The 18,417-nt window shown below is 38.2% G+C and carries 20 protein-coding genes; 1 reads left to right on the top strand and 19 read right to left on the bottom strand.

Going from position 1 to position 18,417, the window contains the following annotated elements; all coding sequences use genetic code 11:
• Position 1: 1 nt before the first annotated feature.
• Positions 2-835, bottom strand: coding sequence for a sigma-70 family RNA polymerase sigma factor (locus ACO06Y_RS21830; RefSeq protein WP_422081178.1), 834 nt, complete (start codon positions 833-835; stop codon positions 2-4).
• Positions 836-1,060: 225 nt separating this feature from the next.
• Between ACO06Y_RS21830 and ACO06Y_RS21825 the strand changes: the two genes are divergently transcribed.
• A complete protein-coding gene (locus ACO06Y_RS21825; protein ID WP_422081177.1) occupies positions 1,061-2,464 on the top strand; it encodes a serine hydrolase domain-containing protein in 1,404 nt (467 codons plus the stop codon).
• A 30-nt stretch (positions 2,465-2,494) separates the two neighbouring features.
• Here the strand turns inward: ACO06Y_RS21825 and ACO06Y_RS21820 are convergent, their stop codons facing one another.
• The 18 genes from ACO06Y_RS21820 to ACO06Y_RS21735 form a co-directional block, all read right to left on the bottom strand.
• A complete protein-coding gene (locus ACO06Y_RS21820) occupies positions 2,495-3,112 on the bottom strand; it encodes an L-2-amino-thiazoline-4-carboxylic acid hydrolase (RefSeq protein ID WP_422081176.1) in 618 nt (205 codons plus the stop codon).
• 114 nt (positions 3,113-3,226) lie between these two features.
• Positions 3,227-3,676 (bottom strand): DMP19 family protein, encoded by a 450-nt coding sequence (locus tag ACO06Y_RS21815; protein WP_422081175.1) that lies wholly within the window; start codon positions 3,674-3,676, stop codon positions 3,227-3,229.
• A 45-nt stretch (positions 3,677-3,721) separates the two neighbouring features.
• Positions 3,722-4,351, bottom strand: coding sequence for a LysE family translocator (locus tag ACO06Y_RS21810; protein WP_422081174.1), 630 nt, complete (start codon positions 4,349-4,351; stop codon positions 3,722-3,724).
• Positions 4,352-4,501: 150 nt separating this feature from the next.
• Entirely contained in the window at positions 4,502-4,957 is a 456-nt protein-coding gene (locus ACO06Y_RS21805) for a GNAT family N-acetyltransferase (protein ID WP_422081173.1), read from the bottom strand.
• A 177-nt stretch (positions 4,958-5,134) separates the two neighbouring features.
• Entirely contained in the window at positions 5,135-6,742 is a 1,608-nt protein-coding gene (locus ACO06Y_RS21800; protein ID WP_422081172.1) for a sulfatase, read from the bottom strand.
• 247 nt (positions 6,743-6,989) lie between these two features.
• Positions 6,990-7,361 carry a hypothetical protein gene (locus ACO06Y_RS21795; protein ID WP_422081171.1) on the bottom strand — a complete coding sequence of 124 codons (372 nt, stop codon included), beginning with the start codon at positions 7,359-7,361 and terminating at the stop codon, positions 6,990-6,992.
• 148 nt (positions 7,362-7,509) lie between these two features.
• On the bottom strand, positions 7,510-8,493 hold the full coding sequence (locus ACO06Y_RS21790; protein ID WP_422081170.1) for an NAD(P)-dependent alcohol dehydrogenase: 984 nt from the start codon (positions 8,491-8,493) through the stop codon (positions 7,510-7,512).
• Positions 8,494-8,686: 193 nt separating this feature from the next.
• On the bottom strand, positions 8,687-10,387 hold the full coding sequence (locus tag ACO06Y_RS21785; RefSeq protein WP_422081169.1) for a serine hydrolase domain-containing protein: 1,701 nt from the start codon (positions 10,385-10,387) through the stop codon (positions 8,687-8,689).
• Positions 10,388-10,453: 66 nt separating this feature from the next.
• Positions 10,454-11,266, bottom strand: a complete 813-nt coding sequence (locus tag ACO06Y_RS21780; RefSeq protein ID WP_422081167.1) for a helix-turn-helix transcriptional regulator — start codon at positions 11,264-11,266, stop codon at positions 10,454-10,456.
• Between the two features lie 197 nt (positions 11,267-11,463).
• On the bottom strand, positions 11,464-11,958 hold the full coding sequence (locus ACO06Y_RS21775; protein WP_422081166.1) for a hypothetical protein: 495 nt from the start codon (positions 11,956-11,958) through the stop codon (positions 11,464-11,466).
• An 86-nt stretch (positions 11,959-12,044) separates the two neighbouring features.
• Positions 12,045-12,383 carry a cyclic-phosphate processing receiver domain-containing protein gene (locus ACO06Y_RS21770; RefSeq protein ID WP_422081165.1) on the bottom strand — a complete coding sequence of 113 codons (339 nt, stop codon included), beginning with the start codon at positions 12,381-12,383 and terminating at the stop codon, positions 12,045-12,047.
• 196 nt (positions 12,384-12,579) lie between these two features.
• On the bottom strand, positions 12,580-13,101 hold the full coding sequence (locus ACO06Y_RS21765; protein ID WP_422081164.1) for a hypothetical protein: 522 nt from the start codon (positions 13,099-13,101) through the stop codon (positions 12,580-12,582).
• A 133-nt stretch (positions 13,102-13,234) separates the two neighbouring features.
• A complete protein-coding gene (locus tag ACO06Y_RS21760) occupies positions 13,235-13,933 on the bottom strand; it encodes a hypothetical protein (protein WP_422081163.1) in 699 nt (232 codons plus the stop codon).
• 83 nt (positions 13,934-14,016) lie between these two features.
• Positions 14,017-14,628 (bottom strand): hypothetical protein, encoded by a 612-nt coding sequence (locus ACO06Y_RS21755; RefSeq protein ID WP_422081162.1) that lies wholly within the window; start codon positions 14,626-14,628, stop codon positions 14,017-14,019.
• 236 nt (positions 14,629-14,864) lie between these two features.
• The gene (locus tag ACO06Y_RS21750; protein ID WP_422081161.1) at positions 14,865-15,281 is read right to left on the bottom strand and encodes a hypothetical protein; all 417 of its coding nucleotides are present in this window, start codon (positions 15,279-15,281) and stop codon (positions 14,865-14,867) included.
• A 451-nt stretch (positions 15,282-15,732) separates the two neighbouring features.
• On the bottom strand, positions 15,733-16,098 hold the full coding sequence (locus ACO06Y_RS21745) for a hypothetical protein (RefSeq protein WP_422081160.1): 366 nt from the start codon (positions 16,096-16,098) through the stop codon (positions 15,733-15,735).
• 117 nt (positions 16,099-16,215) lie between these two features.
• Positions 16,216-16,953 carry a hypothetical protein gene (locus ACO06Y_RS21740; RefSeq protein WP_422081159.1) on the bottom strand — a complete coding sequence of 246 codons (738 nt, stop codon included), beginning with the start codon at positions 16,951-16,953 and terminating at the stop codon, positions 16,216-16,218.
• Positions 16,946-17,497, bottom strand: coding sequence for a hypothetical protein (locus ACO06Y_RS21735; RefSeq protein WP_422081158.1), 552 nt, complete (start codon positions 17,495-17,497; stop codon positions 16,946-16,948). The genes ACO06Y_RS21740 and ACO06Y_RS21735 overlap by 8 nt, the downstream gene beginning before the upstream one ends.
• Positions 17,498-18,417: the final 920 nt, after the last annotated feature.

Genomic DNA, 18,417 nt, shown 5'->3' with positions numbered 1-18,417 from the left:
TTTACCGAAAAAACGTTTTCAATTTATTAGGGTCGATGACCGCGTAGATATGCCTTATTTTATTATTCTCAAACTCGAAGACTTGACAATTGATTAAGGTATCACCTTCGTAAAACAACAAGGCAGGTTGGTGGTTTACTTCGGATATTTCAATGGACAGCGATTTTTGATAGGTTTTGAACACATAGAACAACAGGTTGGAAGTTGCCGTTTTTCCCGTGGTCAATTCCCGTATCACCTTGATATCCTCTCCACCATCCGCACTTAGGGCCACATCCTCCGAGAGCATTTCTCCCAGGTGCTTTACATCTCCATTTTTTATGGCATGGATATAATTCTCCATGTGAGGGGAAGGGACAGCGGAATACTTTTTAGGGTCGGATGTTTTGTGTGCTCCCAATCTTAGCTTTCCCCTGCTCAAGAGTTTTCTGGAGTTTTCAATGGAAATGCCAATGGTTTCGGCAATTTCCTTGTGCGAATAATCAAAGGCCTCCTTTAGGATAAAGACAGCCCGTTCCCGGGTCGTTAGTTTTTCGAATAGCACTAATAGGGAATAGGACAATATCTCTTCCCCGATAAGATTATCGTCCGCTTTTTCCGTAGAAATGGGTTCGGGAAGCCAAACCTTATTGGCCGTAATTTTGGCTTTCCTGTTTTTGATATTTATAGATCGGTTTATCACGGATTGGGTCAAATAGCCTATTTCATTTTCAACATGCGCAGTATTGATGGATTGATACTTGACCAGTACATCCTGTATGGCGTCTTTGGCATCCTCCACTGTGCCTAAAATGTTATAGGCGTAGGGGAATAGGGTATTTTGGTGATTTTTCAAGTCTTAGTTTTTAGTATTTCAATAGTGTGACAAGGTAGTCAATGAAAACGTGACACTTTTAACGGAAAAGTTGTTATCTACCTTTTTACGTTTCATACAATATGGCCTTAAACTCCTATTGATTCATTCCCAAAGGGAATTTTCGAATTCTATGGGACTCTGAGGGTTTTTGCCACAAAGGGAGATTTCACCCGTCCCTAATAACAAACCACCAAAGCAATACGTATGAAAACACTAGTGCTGTCCATAATATCGGTTCTGGGTATTATGGCCTATGGTCAGGATACCCGTTCAACCACAAAACACTCTAATGACGACCTTGCCCATAAAATAGATGTATTGATTCGTCCACTTGCCAATTACAATAACTTCAGTGGTACTGTCCTGGTCAAAAAAAATGGGGACATCATATTATCCAAATCATACGGGTATGCCGATAGGGAAAATCAAATTAAAAATACCAAGGCATCCCAATTTTTTATTGGATCGGTTTCCGCGATGTTTACAGCAACCGCTATACTACAACTCGTTGATGCAGGAAAGATATCGGTGGACGACAAGCTTACCAAGTTCATGCCCGGATTTCCCAATGGGGACAAGATAACCCTTCACCAATTATTGACCGAAAGGTCGGGTCTACCACGGTTTGTGTCCCAAGCCGATGGTACCTATGATAAACTAATCGAGTCGGCCCATACCCTAGATGCATTAGTCGATTACATAAAAATATCGGAACCTATAGCGGAACCTGGAGAAAAATATAGGCATTCCGGATCTTCCTTTATACTCTTGGCCAAAGTCATTGAAATCGTATCCGGGGAGTCCTTTGGAGCGTATCTAAGGGACCACATTTTTATGCTTTTGGGCATGACGCATACGGGACACTATGCCTATACGATGAAGTATGGGGACGTCCCGGATTTGGCACTGGGTTATGAGCAGCAAGGGGTTACCGAATTGGAGCGGGCCCGACTGATACACTGGTCCTCAAAAATCGGTCATGCCTCCATTTACTCAAATGCGGGGGATCTGGAGAAGTTTGCCCAAGCCATGATGCACAAAACGTTATTGTCCGCGGATTCCTGGAAAAAAATGACCAGTTCCTACTATGGAACCAGTTTGGGCTATGGTATATCCAATAAACCTCAGGGAGATTACACCCGTTATTACCGGAGCGGTGGATCTCCGGGCTTTTCCAGTTATTTTGCAGTCTATCCCGAGGAGGGTTTGACGGTGATTATGCTATCCAACATTCATATCCATGTACCTTATTTTAACGTACCCAAGATCGCCTCGATCGTTTTTGGGGAACCTTACGAGCAATTGAATTTGGTAAGCCCTACGTACGTAAAGTACGACCTTGCCCAAAAAATGCTGGGCACCTTCCAGTTTGATGAAAACTTTTACAACCCCAATGGTACGGTAACCATAAGCTATACCGACGGAATGCTACTTTCGGATGGTGCCCCCATGATACCTGTGTTGGGTGAGGACGGTCAAATCGTTAAGTTTATCAATCGGCAATTTTGGTCACGGTTGGAGTTTGTACCGGATAGTACGGGACATTTTGCCAAATTGAAATTTGACGGGTTTACGGGTACTAAAAAGGCAATGCCCAAAAAGAACTAGGTCAAAGAATACTACAACCGCTTAATGATTTCATTTCTTTTTAAACCTAAAATCACATTTATCGGCGCCGTTGGCGATGGTTCCTTTTCGGATCAGTTCCAGCCCTGCCAAATTTGAGGTTATTTTATCCACTTTGCATAAAATTGGGGTATACTCCTGTGCCTTATGCTTGCTGAACAATTTGCATATGCCGCATTCCAAAATATCAATACCATAGCCCAATCCATAGGTTTCCTTTTTGTCCGTGACCAACTCGGCCCGAAATCCATCCTCATGCCATTTTCGGCCGATATTTTTTTGCATCCTTTTTAGGAACAAGCGGGCCAATGACGTATCGATAAGCTTTGGGGGAAGTTTTTTTAACCATTTCTGAAGTCGGTTTTTGGGCCGTACATATTCTAAGGCGATTTCCATACAAACCGATTGTATTCCCTGAAAATCCAATCGCTTTTCCTGAAGCGTTAGGATCGTAGCCAAAAAATAGGCCATGAGGTCTAATCTCTTATCAAGCGGATTAGTCGAATTTTTTGAAAAAATCGTGTCCCGGGAAATTTGTGCATAGCGATACTCCGTATCCCGTAAAATTGAGTCATACAATTCCGGATATTTACGGGTCAGGATTTTTCTAAAATGCCTTCTGTACTTCACATTCGTGATAGTTTGGGGTTAATGAACAAGCAAAGGCGCCAATTTCAAATCGCTTAGAAAAGCCGAAGCGGGGAAACAGTTCAAAGTTTTTTAGCCTTTGTTGAATAGCGTTTTTTATTCCACTACAAACTTTTCATAATTCTTTCGGATGTACTGGACTTGAAGTGTTTCCAAACCTTCCAAATCGTAAAATTCATCATCCAGATTATCAAAGTCGGGATTCCGCTTATTTTTGAATTCCGAGTCTTGATTCTTAAAAACTTCAATGGCCTTTTCGGTAACGTTCGCAAAATCATTTGCGCGTATTCGCTTAAATCCGGCCAATGCGGTCAGTCCATATTCCAGTCCATTGTTATGGAAGAATTGGTCATATCCACCATTTTGTACATCGCCTTTCAAAATCCACATCGCTAGGAATTCAGCCATTGCCGGGTCTGCTATTTCGGGACTTTCTCCAAAGGCCCCAAGTTCCAGTTCTGCAGATTTGGCATAAATCAAAGAGACCAATTTTTCGTCCGTCGAATTTTGTAAATCGGTTAAGGTGTATTTTACTTTCTGGATCATTTTCAAATAGTAGACAATCGATTTTTAACCTGTGTCACGTGTAGTTTAATTATTTGTCCTGCGTACCATGGACAATAGTAACCCACTTATAATTAACAAGCTACCTACAATTTTATGTTGCAAGTGTACTTTTTCCTGATTTTCAAGATATGATTTTAGCTTTTCGGCAAAAGTCGCATAGACAAATAATGAAAGACCATCGATTAGTAAAAAGGTAAAGGCAAGAATTACCATTTGAGGAATCATTGGATTGGCCTCATTTAGGAATACTGGGAAGAGTGCCGCAAAAAAGACAATCGCCTTTGGATTTGCGGCCGACATCAAAAAGCCTTCAACAAATAGTTTTGAAAAATTACTTTCTTTGCTTTTGTTCGAGGATAAGTCTATTTGGGGTTTGGCCATAATCTTGGTTATTCCCATATATATCAAATAGGTCACGCCAAACCATTTGATCAATCGGAACAATGCCCCGGAAGAAATCACTAGGGTTGCCAATCCTATTGCCGCCAAAATGATTTGGCAGAGATTGGCCGTTAGATCCCCTGCAATTGTTCCAATAGTTTTTCCTTTACCATATTTCATGCTATTTGCGGTTGCCAATAGAACACTGGGTCCAGGTGTTATGGCCAAAATCAGCACCGTTCCTACAAAGGATAACCATAATGTCATTTCCATAATCGGTCAAATTTCATTATACACCATTTGTGATAAAGCTATAAAATATAGTGTTATCCCACCATGTATCCACATCCTAAAGGAACTTCCTGTACCGATTTGCGGTTTGTGGATGGTCACAAGGGATTATAGCACATAGTATATCCCGTTTTATTTTCTCCATCTTATTTTAACGGCCGATATTTTGTCCAATTCCAATCTGTTTTTTGTCAATTTTTCAAAACCGTTTTTAAGGTAAAAGTTCAATGGGGAACGATATATCTCTCCGCTTCTCTTTTTATCCCGGTCATGGTCAATTACCCAGCCATTCAATTCATTCTCTTTTTGTTGGGCAAGCTCCAACATTTGGGTCCCGAGACCTTTTCCGTGAATTTTTGAATCTAAAATTAGTACAAACCACTTTTCATCCTCACGTATAAAGTCAAAATACCAACCCTTAATTCTTCTGTTTGGGTCAATCAAAAGTATATGGGATTGCCCGATACCCTTTTTCAGGTAGTCATCAAATTCTTCTTTTGATCCGTACGCTAATTTTTCCGGATATTCCCTGTTCCATAGCTCCAGTATTTCAAGCTTTTCGGATTCCGATAACGAAGAACATTTCATGAATTCCATTTTTCTATTGAGCGAGATGGGTTACTGCGGTAAATGGTATGGATAGTGCCAGATTTTATGGGTGTTCCCTGTAAAACCGCTATGCGGTTCGGACGGACTACCTACTCTAAAATTTTGAACTTTCCCTGTCATTACGAATACAAAATGTTAGGATTGGTGATTTTTAATTTAATCTATGTGTTCTGGTTTTGGGAATTTTCTAATCTTGGAATATCTTTTATAGCTATCAAATATTTCGGTATCAGGCCCTACAACCCGGGGGTCATTCGTTGTTTTTAACTCTTCAAGGAGTTTCTCCTTTAATTTGGTTTCCAATGATGCGTAATCTTTATGGCCTACTAAATTGTTTAAACAATACGGATCGTCTACCACATTGTATAATTCAAACTCCGGTCTTTTTCCATGGGCAAGCTCAAAATATCTTGAAATTTTAGGGTCGGTATAATTTTCAATGATATAGGTTTTTGAAGGGCAATCGTCAATATCGGTAAAAGCGCCTTGATCTATGTATTTTCCATTTTCATCCAGACCGTAAACGGGAAGCAATTGGGTTGAATCATTGGGGTGAAAACGCTGGGGGGCACCTGCAGGCCAGCGTTCCGGCTTTATGTTCCAAATGTAAATGAAGTCTTCGCTGCGGATCATCCTTTGAGGGTACCCCCAGTTTAAGTAGCGGGAACTTGAGTGCCTTTCCCGACCTGCCAGTACAAATTCTCTGGTTTCGGCTACAGTGCCTTGTTTTCTACCTTGAAGGATACTTAGGATACTTCTGCCGGAGATGGGCAACATCCCCGCTGTTCCGCTACCGGTAAGTTCAAGTAGTGTTGGTGCGATGTCAATAAAACTCACAGGATCATCTACCACCCTTCCCCCGGGAAATCCTTTTGGGTAACGTACGGCAAATGGAACATGGGTCCCGTACCCAAAACAATTGGCTTTGGCACGTGGGAATGGCATACCGTTATCCGAAGTGACCATTACAATGGTGTTGTCCAACTCGCCAATACTATCGAGATAATTCAACATGTGCTGTAGGTGAAGATCAAACCACTCGATCTCTACGGCATAATCAAGTAGGTCACCACGGATTTCATCGGTGTCAGGGAGAAAGCCAGGAACAACTTCTACGTCATCCAATTTCTTGCCCATACGTTTCCAAGAGCCTTTCTCATAATGACGATGAGGCTCGGATGCCCCATACCAAAAGAAAAAAGGTTTGTCCTGCCTTATACTATCCATAAAGTATCTAAAATTTTCAAAGTAATTCAGGTTCCGGATGCCCTTGGCAAAACGTTCATCATTCGTATTGCTATAGGAAATGTTGCTATACGATTTCCCTGCGGCATCGCCCTTTCTCCACAACGAGTCTTTTTCACCTTGTGCATAGTAAAAGGGTGTTACACCCTTCCCTGTTCGGCCGGTAGCATACCCATTACTTTCAAGTAAATCAATAAATGGAACATACTTTTTCATCCAAGAGGAGGCATGTTGACCCGACTGCTCGTTTTGCCAGTGGTAGCGCCCGGTTACAATGCTACTCCTAGAGGGTGCACAACCTGGAGAACCGGCATAACAATTTGAAAAGTAAATACCTTCGCGTGCTACTTTGTCAAAAGCAGGGGTGTTTACATAATTACAACCTCCAAAACTGGTGTGTTGAAACGATTGGTCGTCACTGATCGCAAACAAAATGTTGGGTCTTTTGTACTCCGGCGGTTTTTGTTTGCAACCAATGAGTAAGGCAATGGATAGTACCAATAAATTATATCTATTCATCTAGTTTTAGTTATCAATATGTATTACATGGTATTTACCTTTCATTAACCAGAAGGTTTTATGTATGATTCCTGCCTACGACGACTTCTCCCGATAACTATCGGGAGCGGGGGAGCGGAAGGCCTAAGAATCTGGATTATTCTACTGAAATCCTGCCGTTGCCGATTTCTAAGTCTCAAGTTAACGAATTACAGCTACTTGCCCGCTTATCAGATGGGTAAATTATGGCCTTGTTGGCAACTGGTTTTTATGTTGCGTTTTTAATTCCGGCCAGGCCAAAAATAAAAGAAGCGAAGAGTAACAAAATCCCTGGGACAACGGCGCCTAAAAAGAAGGCCAATAGGGAATCGATACATACCATAAAAGCGATAAAGAATAGTATCTTTTCGATTTCACGTTTCATGAAAAGTGTGATTATTCCCAAGCCTGTGAGCCCAAAAAGTTGAAGGGAAGGGTGTACAAATAAAACGGGAAAAATTTCTTTTAGGAACGGTTCGGCATTGGATCGTTGCATTAGGTCGCCTACATAGTCGATTCCACTTCCGTGAAAAAGGGCCATTAGCATTAAGAGTGCGCAACCGATACCAGTGGATATTTTGGTGATTTTCGATGTAGCCATTTGACTGATTTCGTATCTATAGGAATAGACGCAGCATCCCATAAAATGGTTGCCTAAGCGTTGTAAATGGAGCTTTTTACCCACTTGTTTGTGTATGCCTCGTTGTGGAAAATCAAAGCAATGGGTTATACACGTTGTTGTGCGCTCGTTATTCTGTGTTATTCTTTGCGACTGCTATAACCACATTTCCTTTCTTGTGTCCCTTTTCAACATAGCTGTAAGCTTCTACAGCTTCATCTAAAGAAAAAGTTCTGTCAATAACGGGCTTCATTTCACCTTTCTCAACGAGCTCCTTGAGAAAGATCAAATCTTCGGTCGTGTTGGCAGCCATTGGAAAGATAACCTTTTTTTTGGTGGTAAGTAAAGCCCATATTGCTTGACGGAATGGCCAGTCAACGGTTAAAAATATACCGTTGCTTACTAGCGAATTTTTACAGAGGGAAAACGAAGTTTTACCGACCGCATCAAAAACTACATCATAGCTCTGATTGTTCGTAGTATAATCTTCCTTCGTGTAATCTATGACAATATCGGCGCCAATGGACTTTACTAATTCGACATTTCCACCACTACAAACGCCTGTAACTTCAGCCCCTAAAAGTTTGGCCAGTTGAACTGCAAAGGTGCCTACACTTCCGGAAGCTCCATAGACAAGAACTTTTTGTCCCCTCCCAACATTTGCGCTTCTCAACAGGGACAAAGCGGTAAGTCCTCCGATTGGAAGAACGGCTGCTTCCTCGAAGCTTATATTAGAATCATTAATCGATACTAATCTGTTTTCCGGGATACTTTTGTACTCGGCATTTGTGCCGCCAAACGTGATACCTTTCGTGTACCCAAAAACTCTGTCGCCCACTTTGAAATTGTTAACATTTTGACCGATTGATTCGATATATCCGGAAAGTTCCCAACCTGGAATCTGTTTTCTTGGTCCGGTAAACCCAAAAACAAACCTTGCCGGAAGTCGGAACCATGCGGCAAATGATAAACTCATGATATTGCAATCCCCGGTTACCGCTGTTGATGAATGAACCTTAACCAGTACTTCACCATCCTTGGGAATTGGTTTTGGAAATTCTTTGACCTGAAGAACTTTAGGTCCACCATATGTAGGGCATACTATTGCTTTCATATCTACCAGGGACTTTGTTAAGTTTGATATAAGTCAAGTCTCAACGACGTACAACGGTCAAGGCTATGAGACGTTGCGGACGTTTTTGTTGGAAAATGTCCGCCTGTAACGAAGATAGTTAATCGCAAGGATTCCCATTTGGAAAATCCGACCGCAATGGATTATAGCCCTCTTAAGTTTGAATCTGATTAGATTAACCCTTAATTGCCGGAAGTATGTATTTCTCCAGTATTTTTTCGGGTTGTTGCAGCAAACTCCCGTTTCTAAAATTTCCTGAGGTTATTACGACCACTGATGCTAGTTCGGGTATTACGAAAATATATTGACCCCCGTTTCCCCTTGCTTCAATAGATTCGATTTCCCTATCATCCATAACGTAGGTTTTATGCCACCACTGATAGCCATATTCATTCCTGTCCATCGCATCCTCTAGCCGTACGTGTTTCTTAAACGACGCATCTATCCAGTTTTCTGAAATAATCTGTTTTCCTTTCCACTTACCTCGATTAAGGTACAGTTGCCCAAATTTTAGCATGTCTCTTGATGTTAAATGAATTCCTCCGCCAAAATAAGGTGTTGTCTGGGTATCTTCGGTTTGGATGATATAATTGATGATGCCTAAAGGGGAAAAAAACTTTTGGTCCATATAGATATCCAGGGGTTTTTCTAAAAGCTCATTTAGGCAAACGCCCAATAAAAAAGGATTGGCAGACCCATAATCCGTATAAGTACCCGGTTCGTTTACCATAGGAGCCTCTACTACTGTTTTTAGCCAATTGTCCGTATTTTGATAGTTGGCTTCCGATGCTATGGCGTTCACATCCAATCCGGAGCTCATCGTCAGTAAATCTTGGAGGCTTATCCTGGATTTTAAGGAATCTTTGGTATACTGATAGGCCGGAGGTATACAATCATAGAGTTTTTGATCTGTACCCTTGATGATTGTATCGTCAATGGCAATGCCGATCATGGCAGATGAAATACTCTTGGACGCTGAACGCAGGTCGTGTGGGATATCGGCATTGTGTCCATCAAAATAGGCTTCAAATACCAGTTTGCCTCCTTTTGCAATAAGCACGCTATGTGTGTTCGGTAACTTTTTGGCATTGATGCTGTCTATCATGCGAATCAAGGGAGCTCTTTGAATACCGGCATCGGTGATGTTTGCCGTAGTCCAGCCATCGTTTAACTGTAACGGAGCGTTGGCATCTTGATCTTGACTTACGTTTGCAGTCCTAAACTCCGAACCGGTTTTAGGGCGCGATAAATCAATCGTTGCAATAACGGTGTTGATCAATAAAATGTCTAATTGAATTCGATTTTCCAATAATCTTCCGCGAAACTTCATTCCCGTCTTGAAATCACGAAAGAAAATGGAATTCTCTTTCCTTATAAAATCTGTACTCCATGTACCACTAAAACGTTGATCTCCAAAAAAAGGGTAGGCCGCAAAAGTTTCGTCATCATTTTCTTCAATACTCAAGAAAATGGATTGGGATTGTAGGTTGTCTACCATTAACGGGCTCCAACTTCCTGCAAACTGATTATCCCTTGTTTTTTTTAAACTGATATGGTACATCAGTCCCCCGGATCGTATAAAGCCGATCAGCTCTTGTTTGTCATCCGTAAAATGCAGATTTAACTGTGTATTCGTATCTACGCTAATATCAATAAAGTCCTTGCTTGTTGATTTCAACCTTTTGTTAAAGAAGGTTTCTGGATTGGCAAAAGTTACCATATAGGAATTTGAGTCCAAGTTCTCAAGGGTGATATTGAAGTTGAAACTGTTCGATTGTGGAAGGCGCCCCTCCCAGTTGCCTTGGTAGTCCTTCATATTCACCTGGGCATAACATGAGGATACTAATACGAGTAAGGGTACAAAAATTAAGTGCATGACCATGATTTTAGTTGAATTAAAAGGTGAAGATAGTATGCGGGAAACACTTAAAATTGTATCATATTAACATTGCTTGTTTTTGTTCAGATTTCTTCGGTATAGACCTGGATTCATATTAAAATAAGATTTGAACACCCGATTAAAGTGGCTTTGATCCACAAAGCCGGATTGATGTGCGATTTGGGTCAGTGAATACTTTGAATCCAATAAAAGCGGAATAGCTTTTTTTAGTTTTAGTTGCCTGATGTATGCTCCAAGACTTGTGGAAAGGAATTTTGGTACCGCTCTGGAAATATGGACAGGATGCACCCCCAATTGGTGGGAAAGGGATTGGAGGCTAAGGTCGGAAGAGTCATCGTGCAATAGTTCTTTTAATTTATAAATCCAGTTTGGAGTGCTTTTGTAATTCGATTGATTTACCGTTCCCAGTGCCTCGCTTATTTGCATCACCAATACTTCAATGGACACTTGGCTATATGGGCCGAAAAGGACAAACTCCCGGTACATTTTTGCGAAAAGAAAATGTATCTCGGGTTTTTCGACTAATTGACTGCCCTCCGTTAGGCGTATTCCATTGTGCTCGAAACGGCTTTTTTCCAATTCTAAATGGAAGCCAGCAGCTTTGCGGGAATGTTTTACCCCATAATGGGTTTCCTGCCAATTATTGAACATCAGGCTTCCTGCAGGGCACAGTGTTTTAGCTCTCGAGTTACCATCCATCATGTCACCGTGTAACACAAACATGAAATACGGATTTTCGTGGTAATGCCAATCTGTTCGATCTACCGTGTAATTGTATCGGGATAATAAAATCCCATTAAAAGATACCGCCGCATCTTGGCTGCCATAGTATTTTCCTTGGGTTAGAATTTTCATCTTACATTTGGATTGTACATAACGTTCCCTGCTATGATTCCTGCCTCCCCCGACTTCTCCCGATAACTATCGGGAGCGGTAAGAGGAAGGCACAGTTGAATGTATCGCCGAGGCTTATTTAGTTGAAGAATAAATTTAAAAAATTTATAAGGGTTTGAGGCTAGCAATGAATTATAGCTATTTTTACCCAACGTTATTTAACATCCGCAAAACAAGTCCACCAAAGTTGAGTTTTCCTTGTCTTCGATTTTATAGAAGCACCCTGAGTTCATTTCTTTAGGCTCAAATTGAGTGTTGTTCTCTTTCCAGACATTTCTTTCCAAGTCAAAAGTGTCAACATCATAAATCATTTCAATCCAATTCATTAATTCCGCACTTTCCGTTTTAGGAAATTCGATAGTTACCGAAACTCCGCCTGCCTCTTTACATTGCCAAATAGAATATTTTATTTTGTCGTCAAATATTTGGTTGAAAGCACAAATTCCGGCTGAATCCCACTCATAGTACTCCAAGTCCTTCTTTTCTGAAGTTCTTTTGTAATTGTTTATGAGATAGCAATAAATAGTCTCGTATGTCCCGTCCTTAATCTGTTCCTTAAGTTTTGAAATATTTGGTTTAGCTAATTTGAAATCTTGTCCAGATGCAAAATTGTAAAGTAGTAAAGAAAACATCACTGAAATAAAATTCTTCATAATGTTGGGTAACGTTCCGACTATGAAGCGTAGGAACGGTTTGGTTGTTTAGGCCTATGCTTTATAGCCATTGTTAGCCACAGTTTTTATTGCGTTGTTTTTAAGTGTTTGATATAGTTATCTAAAAGCCCTTTTATTTGTTCAGATGCAACAGGATTCGCTGAGTGAACTTTAAATTCCAAGTTCCGCAAATCAAGTCCCGATTCATAAACTAACCATTTTGCGGCAGCATAACCATCAGGCGCTACTTTTCCACATTGATCTAGTCCCAAATCATTGTCAAAGCTTATAAATTTTGGCAAACCATTAACCTTAATGTAATCCACAAAATCATTGTACGTCCTTACAATATCAAATTCAGACTCCATTGATTTGTCATAAACCATTTCAATAGTTCTTATATCATCTAAAAATAGCTTCTTCATTTTTCAAATGGTGTTGAACGGTCTCGGCCAAGATTTGTCCCACCTACGACGACTCCCGATACCTATCGGGATGAGAGGAAGGCACTGTTGAATTTATTGCAGGGCCTATTCTTTTGATATTGAATTTAAATAAAAATTTTAAGGTAGGAGGGCAGCAATGGACTATAGGTATTGTTGGCATTAATTATTCTGCATTCTACTTATTCTTTTTCTTTATTTTACGTCCATTAACATATTCAAAAACCAATTCATTTCCGTCATCGTCATAGCAGAATTCATGTCCGTGCTTTTTTCTGCCATTGTATTCACAGCTATAGACCATTTTGTTGTTTTCAAATTCTCTGACTAATAATTTCTTACCGTTTTCATCATATGTTTTAATATCTAAAGTGTCCTGTGATAGTCTAAACCTTATTCTCTCTTTATCTTCCCATAATTTGTATTTATGGTAAACAATTTTTTCTGAGATTAGCTTCTCTTTAGTATTGAAATATAACTTTGTCCAGCGTACAACCCCGTCCTCGTATTTATCTTCATTTATTAGATGCCCATTTTTTCGTTTTTCCTGAGCAATTCCAGTAAATCTCTCGTTGTCAGAAATTTTGAAGACCAATAAATTGTCCATATAGACATCTTTCATGGCAAGTGTGTCCTGAGCAATTAATTCAAAACTGCATAAGACCAAAACTGAAATAAGTAGATGTCTAAATTGTTTCATAATTAATGCCAATGGCTCCGGCTGTAATTTCGGCCTGGGAAATCCATTAGGATTTTACAAGTCAAAAATTGGGCCGTTCTAAAGTTAGATGTTTTGTTTGGGGTTCAAAGGAAAAGTTGAATTATAGCCATTGTTACCTGCTGTTATAATTTAAAAAAAAACTTTCGTTAAATTCTGTGAACTTTGATATTTGACCTTCGTATTTATTTTGAGTACTTCCTCCTTTTACTATCTTCTCTTCATGGACTACAGAGCCCATTCGAATGTAGATTGAAAATCCAATATCAGGTTTTTCCATAAAGTCTTTTTTATTCTCGTTCTTCAGAACAAAGTTATTTTCATATAGGTGTGAATCATTATTCTTAATTGCACTGAAATATTTCGACATGGATTTTCCGCCATTTTGGGTGTTTGAAATAAACTTTTCCATAAAGTCGATTGTATAATCTAGTTCACCAATTAACTGATTTATATAGAAGCCCATAAATATTGGTTCTTTGATTCTATCGTAATATCTTATTCTAAAAGCATTTTGCAATATGTCTAGGAAAACAGAATCAAATTCTTCAGTCACATCATTATTAACTTTCGCAAGAAGCTTTTTGAGTGATTCAAATCTGTCTAAATGGAAATGATATTTTTCTTTTTTCTGAAGATTAAATACAATAATAGCTTTCAGATATTTTTCAACTGAAGTACTTGCAAGTGTTAAACCTTGAATTATTAAATGGTTATTAAGTAATAGGCGAGCTGCAATATAATCCCGATAACCGAGGTCCACCAAAGCATGTCCTTTATTCAGCTTTTCAGCCCATGTAATCGAATTTTCCATAATAATTGCAGATAACGGTTCCAGCCATGATTTCGTCCCTCCCGAGTACTCGGGATCGGGATGAATTATAGCCTTTGTTATGGCTAGTTTTTTAATCCGTTTTTGATTGACGTTTTTTCGGGCTCATCTCCGTAATAATAGTTTTCTTCGTCAAGCACATAATTTTTGGAAACCGGATAAATTCCCCCCATTTTGGCAAAGGAATGATAATAGTAGTCGACTTGTAACATTCCTGAATCCGCTTTTATGATTGAATACTCAGGCGCCCATTCAGTTTTCCACTTTTCTATTTCTCCTTGGTCGATGTTTGAAAAATCATATTTTGAAAACCTTTCAATTTTTTCAATTTCGTTTTTACTATTCAAGTGGTAAATTGACTTGTACCACATTTCACAGTCAGTTGCTAACAATTCTTTGTCGAAATGAAATAAAGTTTCGGTTATTTGGTTTTTTCTATATTCAAAAGTGACTTTGTTGGCTAGGTAGCAATGTATGTCACTTTCGAGAGTACCATCTTTTAAAAACTCCAACTTTTTTACTCGTCCAATCGAATCTACAGTCTCTTTTATTATCCATTTCTTTTCATTCGGCCTGTCTACATTCCATTCAACAACATTAGCGCTTGAGGATGTTGGTTCCCATTCATGATATAGAATTTTTTCCTGCTCGTTTGAATCACAACTTAGGAAGCTCAAGAAAAATGATATGAAGATTATTCGTCGCATTTTAGATTAGCCACAATAGTATCGGTTATGATTTCGGAACACGTAGCTGCGCATTGGAACGAAAAGTGAGAGCCTTTTCTTCTGGTCTGCGGAACAAGCTGCATGCGGAAATTATTTTCAATGATATTTAAGTTTTATTGAAGGTAGTAAATAATCTTTTGGGTAGAAAGAGAGCCATAAATCATAGCGATTGTTGTATGCAGTATTTATTGTTGACAGTATTTGCCGTCAATCCTTTTTGTCTCCTTTCCGTCAATAATTAGGACTGATTTATAATAAAAACATTTATTTGCAATTTTTATAAGTTCAGCTTTAATTCCTCCATTATCATTGATGAACTGTATTTCTTTAGGGAGTTTCATCTTAGTTTTGTCATAAGTCAGCTTATAAGAACATTCGTCAATCCATTCCAAAATTCCATAAAGCGTAATTGTTTGTCCCTGTATCTGGATAACTTCCGTTTGCGAATTCCCATTACGTATTAATTTATAGTCTGGTTCATCCTCAGATTTTTTAGGAACAATAAAAGTCCCATTTTTAAAATCAGCGCACGTTAACTCTTGCGCATTGGAGATCAGGCCAATTAATGTAACTGTAAAAAATAACAGTATGGTTTTCTTCATATTATGTGCATTGGTCTCAACTATGATTTCGTCCCTCCCGAATACTTGGAATCGGCATGAATTATAGCCATTGTTAGGAGTAGTTTTTTAATATTTCATTCGTGTTACAATTTGAGCACCACCAATATTCTTTGTCTTCATCCTTAAGTTTTGATTCCGTTTTCTTCCAAAGTGACTCTTGCACCAAATGAATTTTCCTCATCCCTTATTATTTTCCTACCTTCAGAGCCAATTGTTCGAATCGAATTTCCTTCACCAAAGAGAATCCATTTATATATCATAAGATCATTCTTCAAATGTGTGCCAACTTATTTATATGGATATAAAATATAGCTTTATACGCCCATATGGGCATAAAACCAATAAATATAGAAAAGCAGCTTTTTATAGCTGTTATTAACTATCCAAGGGATTTCTTTTATCTATTTATGGGATAGTAATGGATAATAGATTACATCCCTTGTTGTGAATTGGTTTTAATGATATTCTCCAGTTTTGAAATCAGTTCGTTGATCGTTTTTTGTTCACAATCCAATAAATCCAATTTTACTTTTTTTTCGGCGTGACCTATAGTAAGCCTTTTCTGGTTTTTATACGTATTTCCTTGACCTACTCCAGTAAATAGTTCAACTAGGTAACTCAAAATCGTTAATAGCCAATTGGTCTTTTCTTGGTCAAACTCAACTGATTTCAAGGCATTATATTTGTAAATACCATCGTTTTCAGGATCCACTTCATTTATGATTTCGAATGAGCCCTTGTGAAATATGAATTCCAGAGGCGGAGATTTTTTAAGGGTTATTTTTTCAATTTCCATCTAAGTACTTCGGATTTGGGGTAAACTTAAACATAACCAATTTAAAGTTGATATTATGTATTATCGGAATTGGGGAACAATGAATTAAAGTTCATTATACAGGCACGTTTATTGCTCCTATTTAGATTCTATAAACTGGTCTAATTTTTCAAGAGATTTTTTGATATCGGGTGAATTACTTTTTTTGCGTAATAGTTGAACTTTATTTTGTAAGGCATTAAAATCAGCATCAGGATACAATTCGACAAGTTCAGTGAAATATTTGTCTATACCCTGTGCCAGAATCTTTTTGCCTTGATCAGAAAACGAATTCTCATTATTTATTTCATCTAGATAAATATTGAAATTGTTAATCATTGTCGATATATTGGAATTCACGTTTATTAAAACACGTGAATCATTTGGGTCATCCGAGCTTGCCAAAATATTGTCGTTTCCCAGTTTAAAATATTTTAGTTGTAGGCCCAATCCAAAATGCCAAGTCCTCAATAGTTCCTGATCGTATACGTAATTGTCCTGTACATCCCTTGCCCTGTAGATTTTATTCATTTGCTTCCATTCTCGAAAGAATTCTTCAGCCAATTTGTTCCTGTATTTTAGACCTAATTCCCTATCATCAAGAACTATTAGATAATTCTGATGATCAGTAAGTTTTTCAACAATAGGCCTAGTTTCGGGATTATTCAATGATGGGAGTTTTTCATCATCTTCATACCCATAGTTTAAATCCAAATTTACTTCTTTATAATCCGAGGGATCCCAAAACCTTTTCTCAAGCGGAAAGTTGTGCTTCTCTTTTTTGCAGTTCACGAGTATTAAAGCAAATAGGACTAGAAGAACTAGAGGTTTATTCATTGCATAGAATTTTAGGCTCTTTGTATTTATCATACAAATTTAACAAACTGTCAATCTTCCTTTCATATCTTTTTTGTTCACTAAAAACGTAGCTGTGGAAAGTGTCAAAATCATACTGATGCTGAAATTTTCTTTCTTCTAGCCAAACACTATCTAAGATATTTCTAACCAATTGCTTTTCTTTCGATTTAAGGTCGGCTATTCTCTTTTTAGCTTTTCTTGAAAATAATTCGGTTATTTTGAAATGATATATTTCATGGGATAGAAGGTTCTTGCTTTGAATATGTTTTTTATATACAAATGATCTCGAAGGATGGAAAAGTGCCTCAACATATACACAATCATCATTTATTTCACTTTCAATAGTGGTAGCAACGTAGGCAAAACGTTCATTTCCGTAGAGTGTTTTTTTAAAGAACTCTAGACCTCGAAAATCCTCAAATGTAATTTGGTCTACCTTGTCATAGGTTATCGGACTCCTATAGTCTAGAAAGTTAACCCTGTTGAGTACCAAAAAAATGGAAACAATAGCTATCAATATCAAAATGCTCCATTTGATGACCCTTTTAAACCTTTTCAAGGGTAAAGGATTCCCTCGCTTATGTTCTTTTAAAACTATCGCTAGTTGATAAAACACGGGAGAAAAGTATAATCCGAAAAACAGGATTAAAATGAGAAGGTCACTCATCAATTGAATTATAGTTTTTATAGCCAATAATAATCTGGTGTATAACTTGCTACAAAATTTTCCGAAAGAAGATTCTTGGCCATAATAGGCTACACAATGTTATAAAACGCTTTTTAAATTAGTATCCATCCGAATATTATCAAAAAGATAACGGCCACAAACCCATTATTCATCATGTGATGTTTGTCCCAGTGATCCTTAGATTTTTTAGGCCCATATAGATATTCCTTGAATCCATATTTGGGCTTTTTGAAAATTGTCCTCCAAATGGAACCGTATATCCATCTGATAGTACCACCAATGGTATTGATTATTAAATGAAATATTGTATATCCAACTATTTCGTCAATCATCTATTCTTACTTTATTTTCTCTTTTATCAATCCGGAAATAATGTTGATAGGAAAAATTGTCGGTTGGTTTGATAATAATGCTGAATCATAAATATTGTTGAGTATGGTTTTTTTATTACAAGCTAAGCAAGAATACAAGAATCCCCATGAATATCAATAGAAACTGTACAATCCAATTAGTCTTTGGTGTAAGAATTGAAGAAAGAATTAAATCTAGTAGAAAAGTGATAATTGCCAGTCCACCAAGGATGTAAGGCACCAACCCACCCAGTTCGGGGTTATAGCCATTTTCAATTGATTTCTGAATCCTAATGTACCAAACGATAGTTTGAATTATCAAATAGACAGTACATATTCTTAAAGGAGTAACGTATTGAAGGAGCTTCTGCTTCATTTGGAATTTTACCTAGCTTATTCATAGAT

The sequence above is a fragment of the Ulvibacterium sp. genome (assembly GCF_965228935.1).
In the GTDB taxonomy this organism is placed as follows: domain Bacteria; phylum Bacteroidota; class Bacteroidia; order Flavobacteriales; family Flavobacteriaceae; genus Ulvibacterium.
The sequence above is the reverse complement of the archived record's forward strand: the minus strand, read 5'-3'. Positions and strand labels throughout refer to the sequence as shown.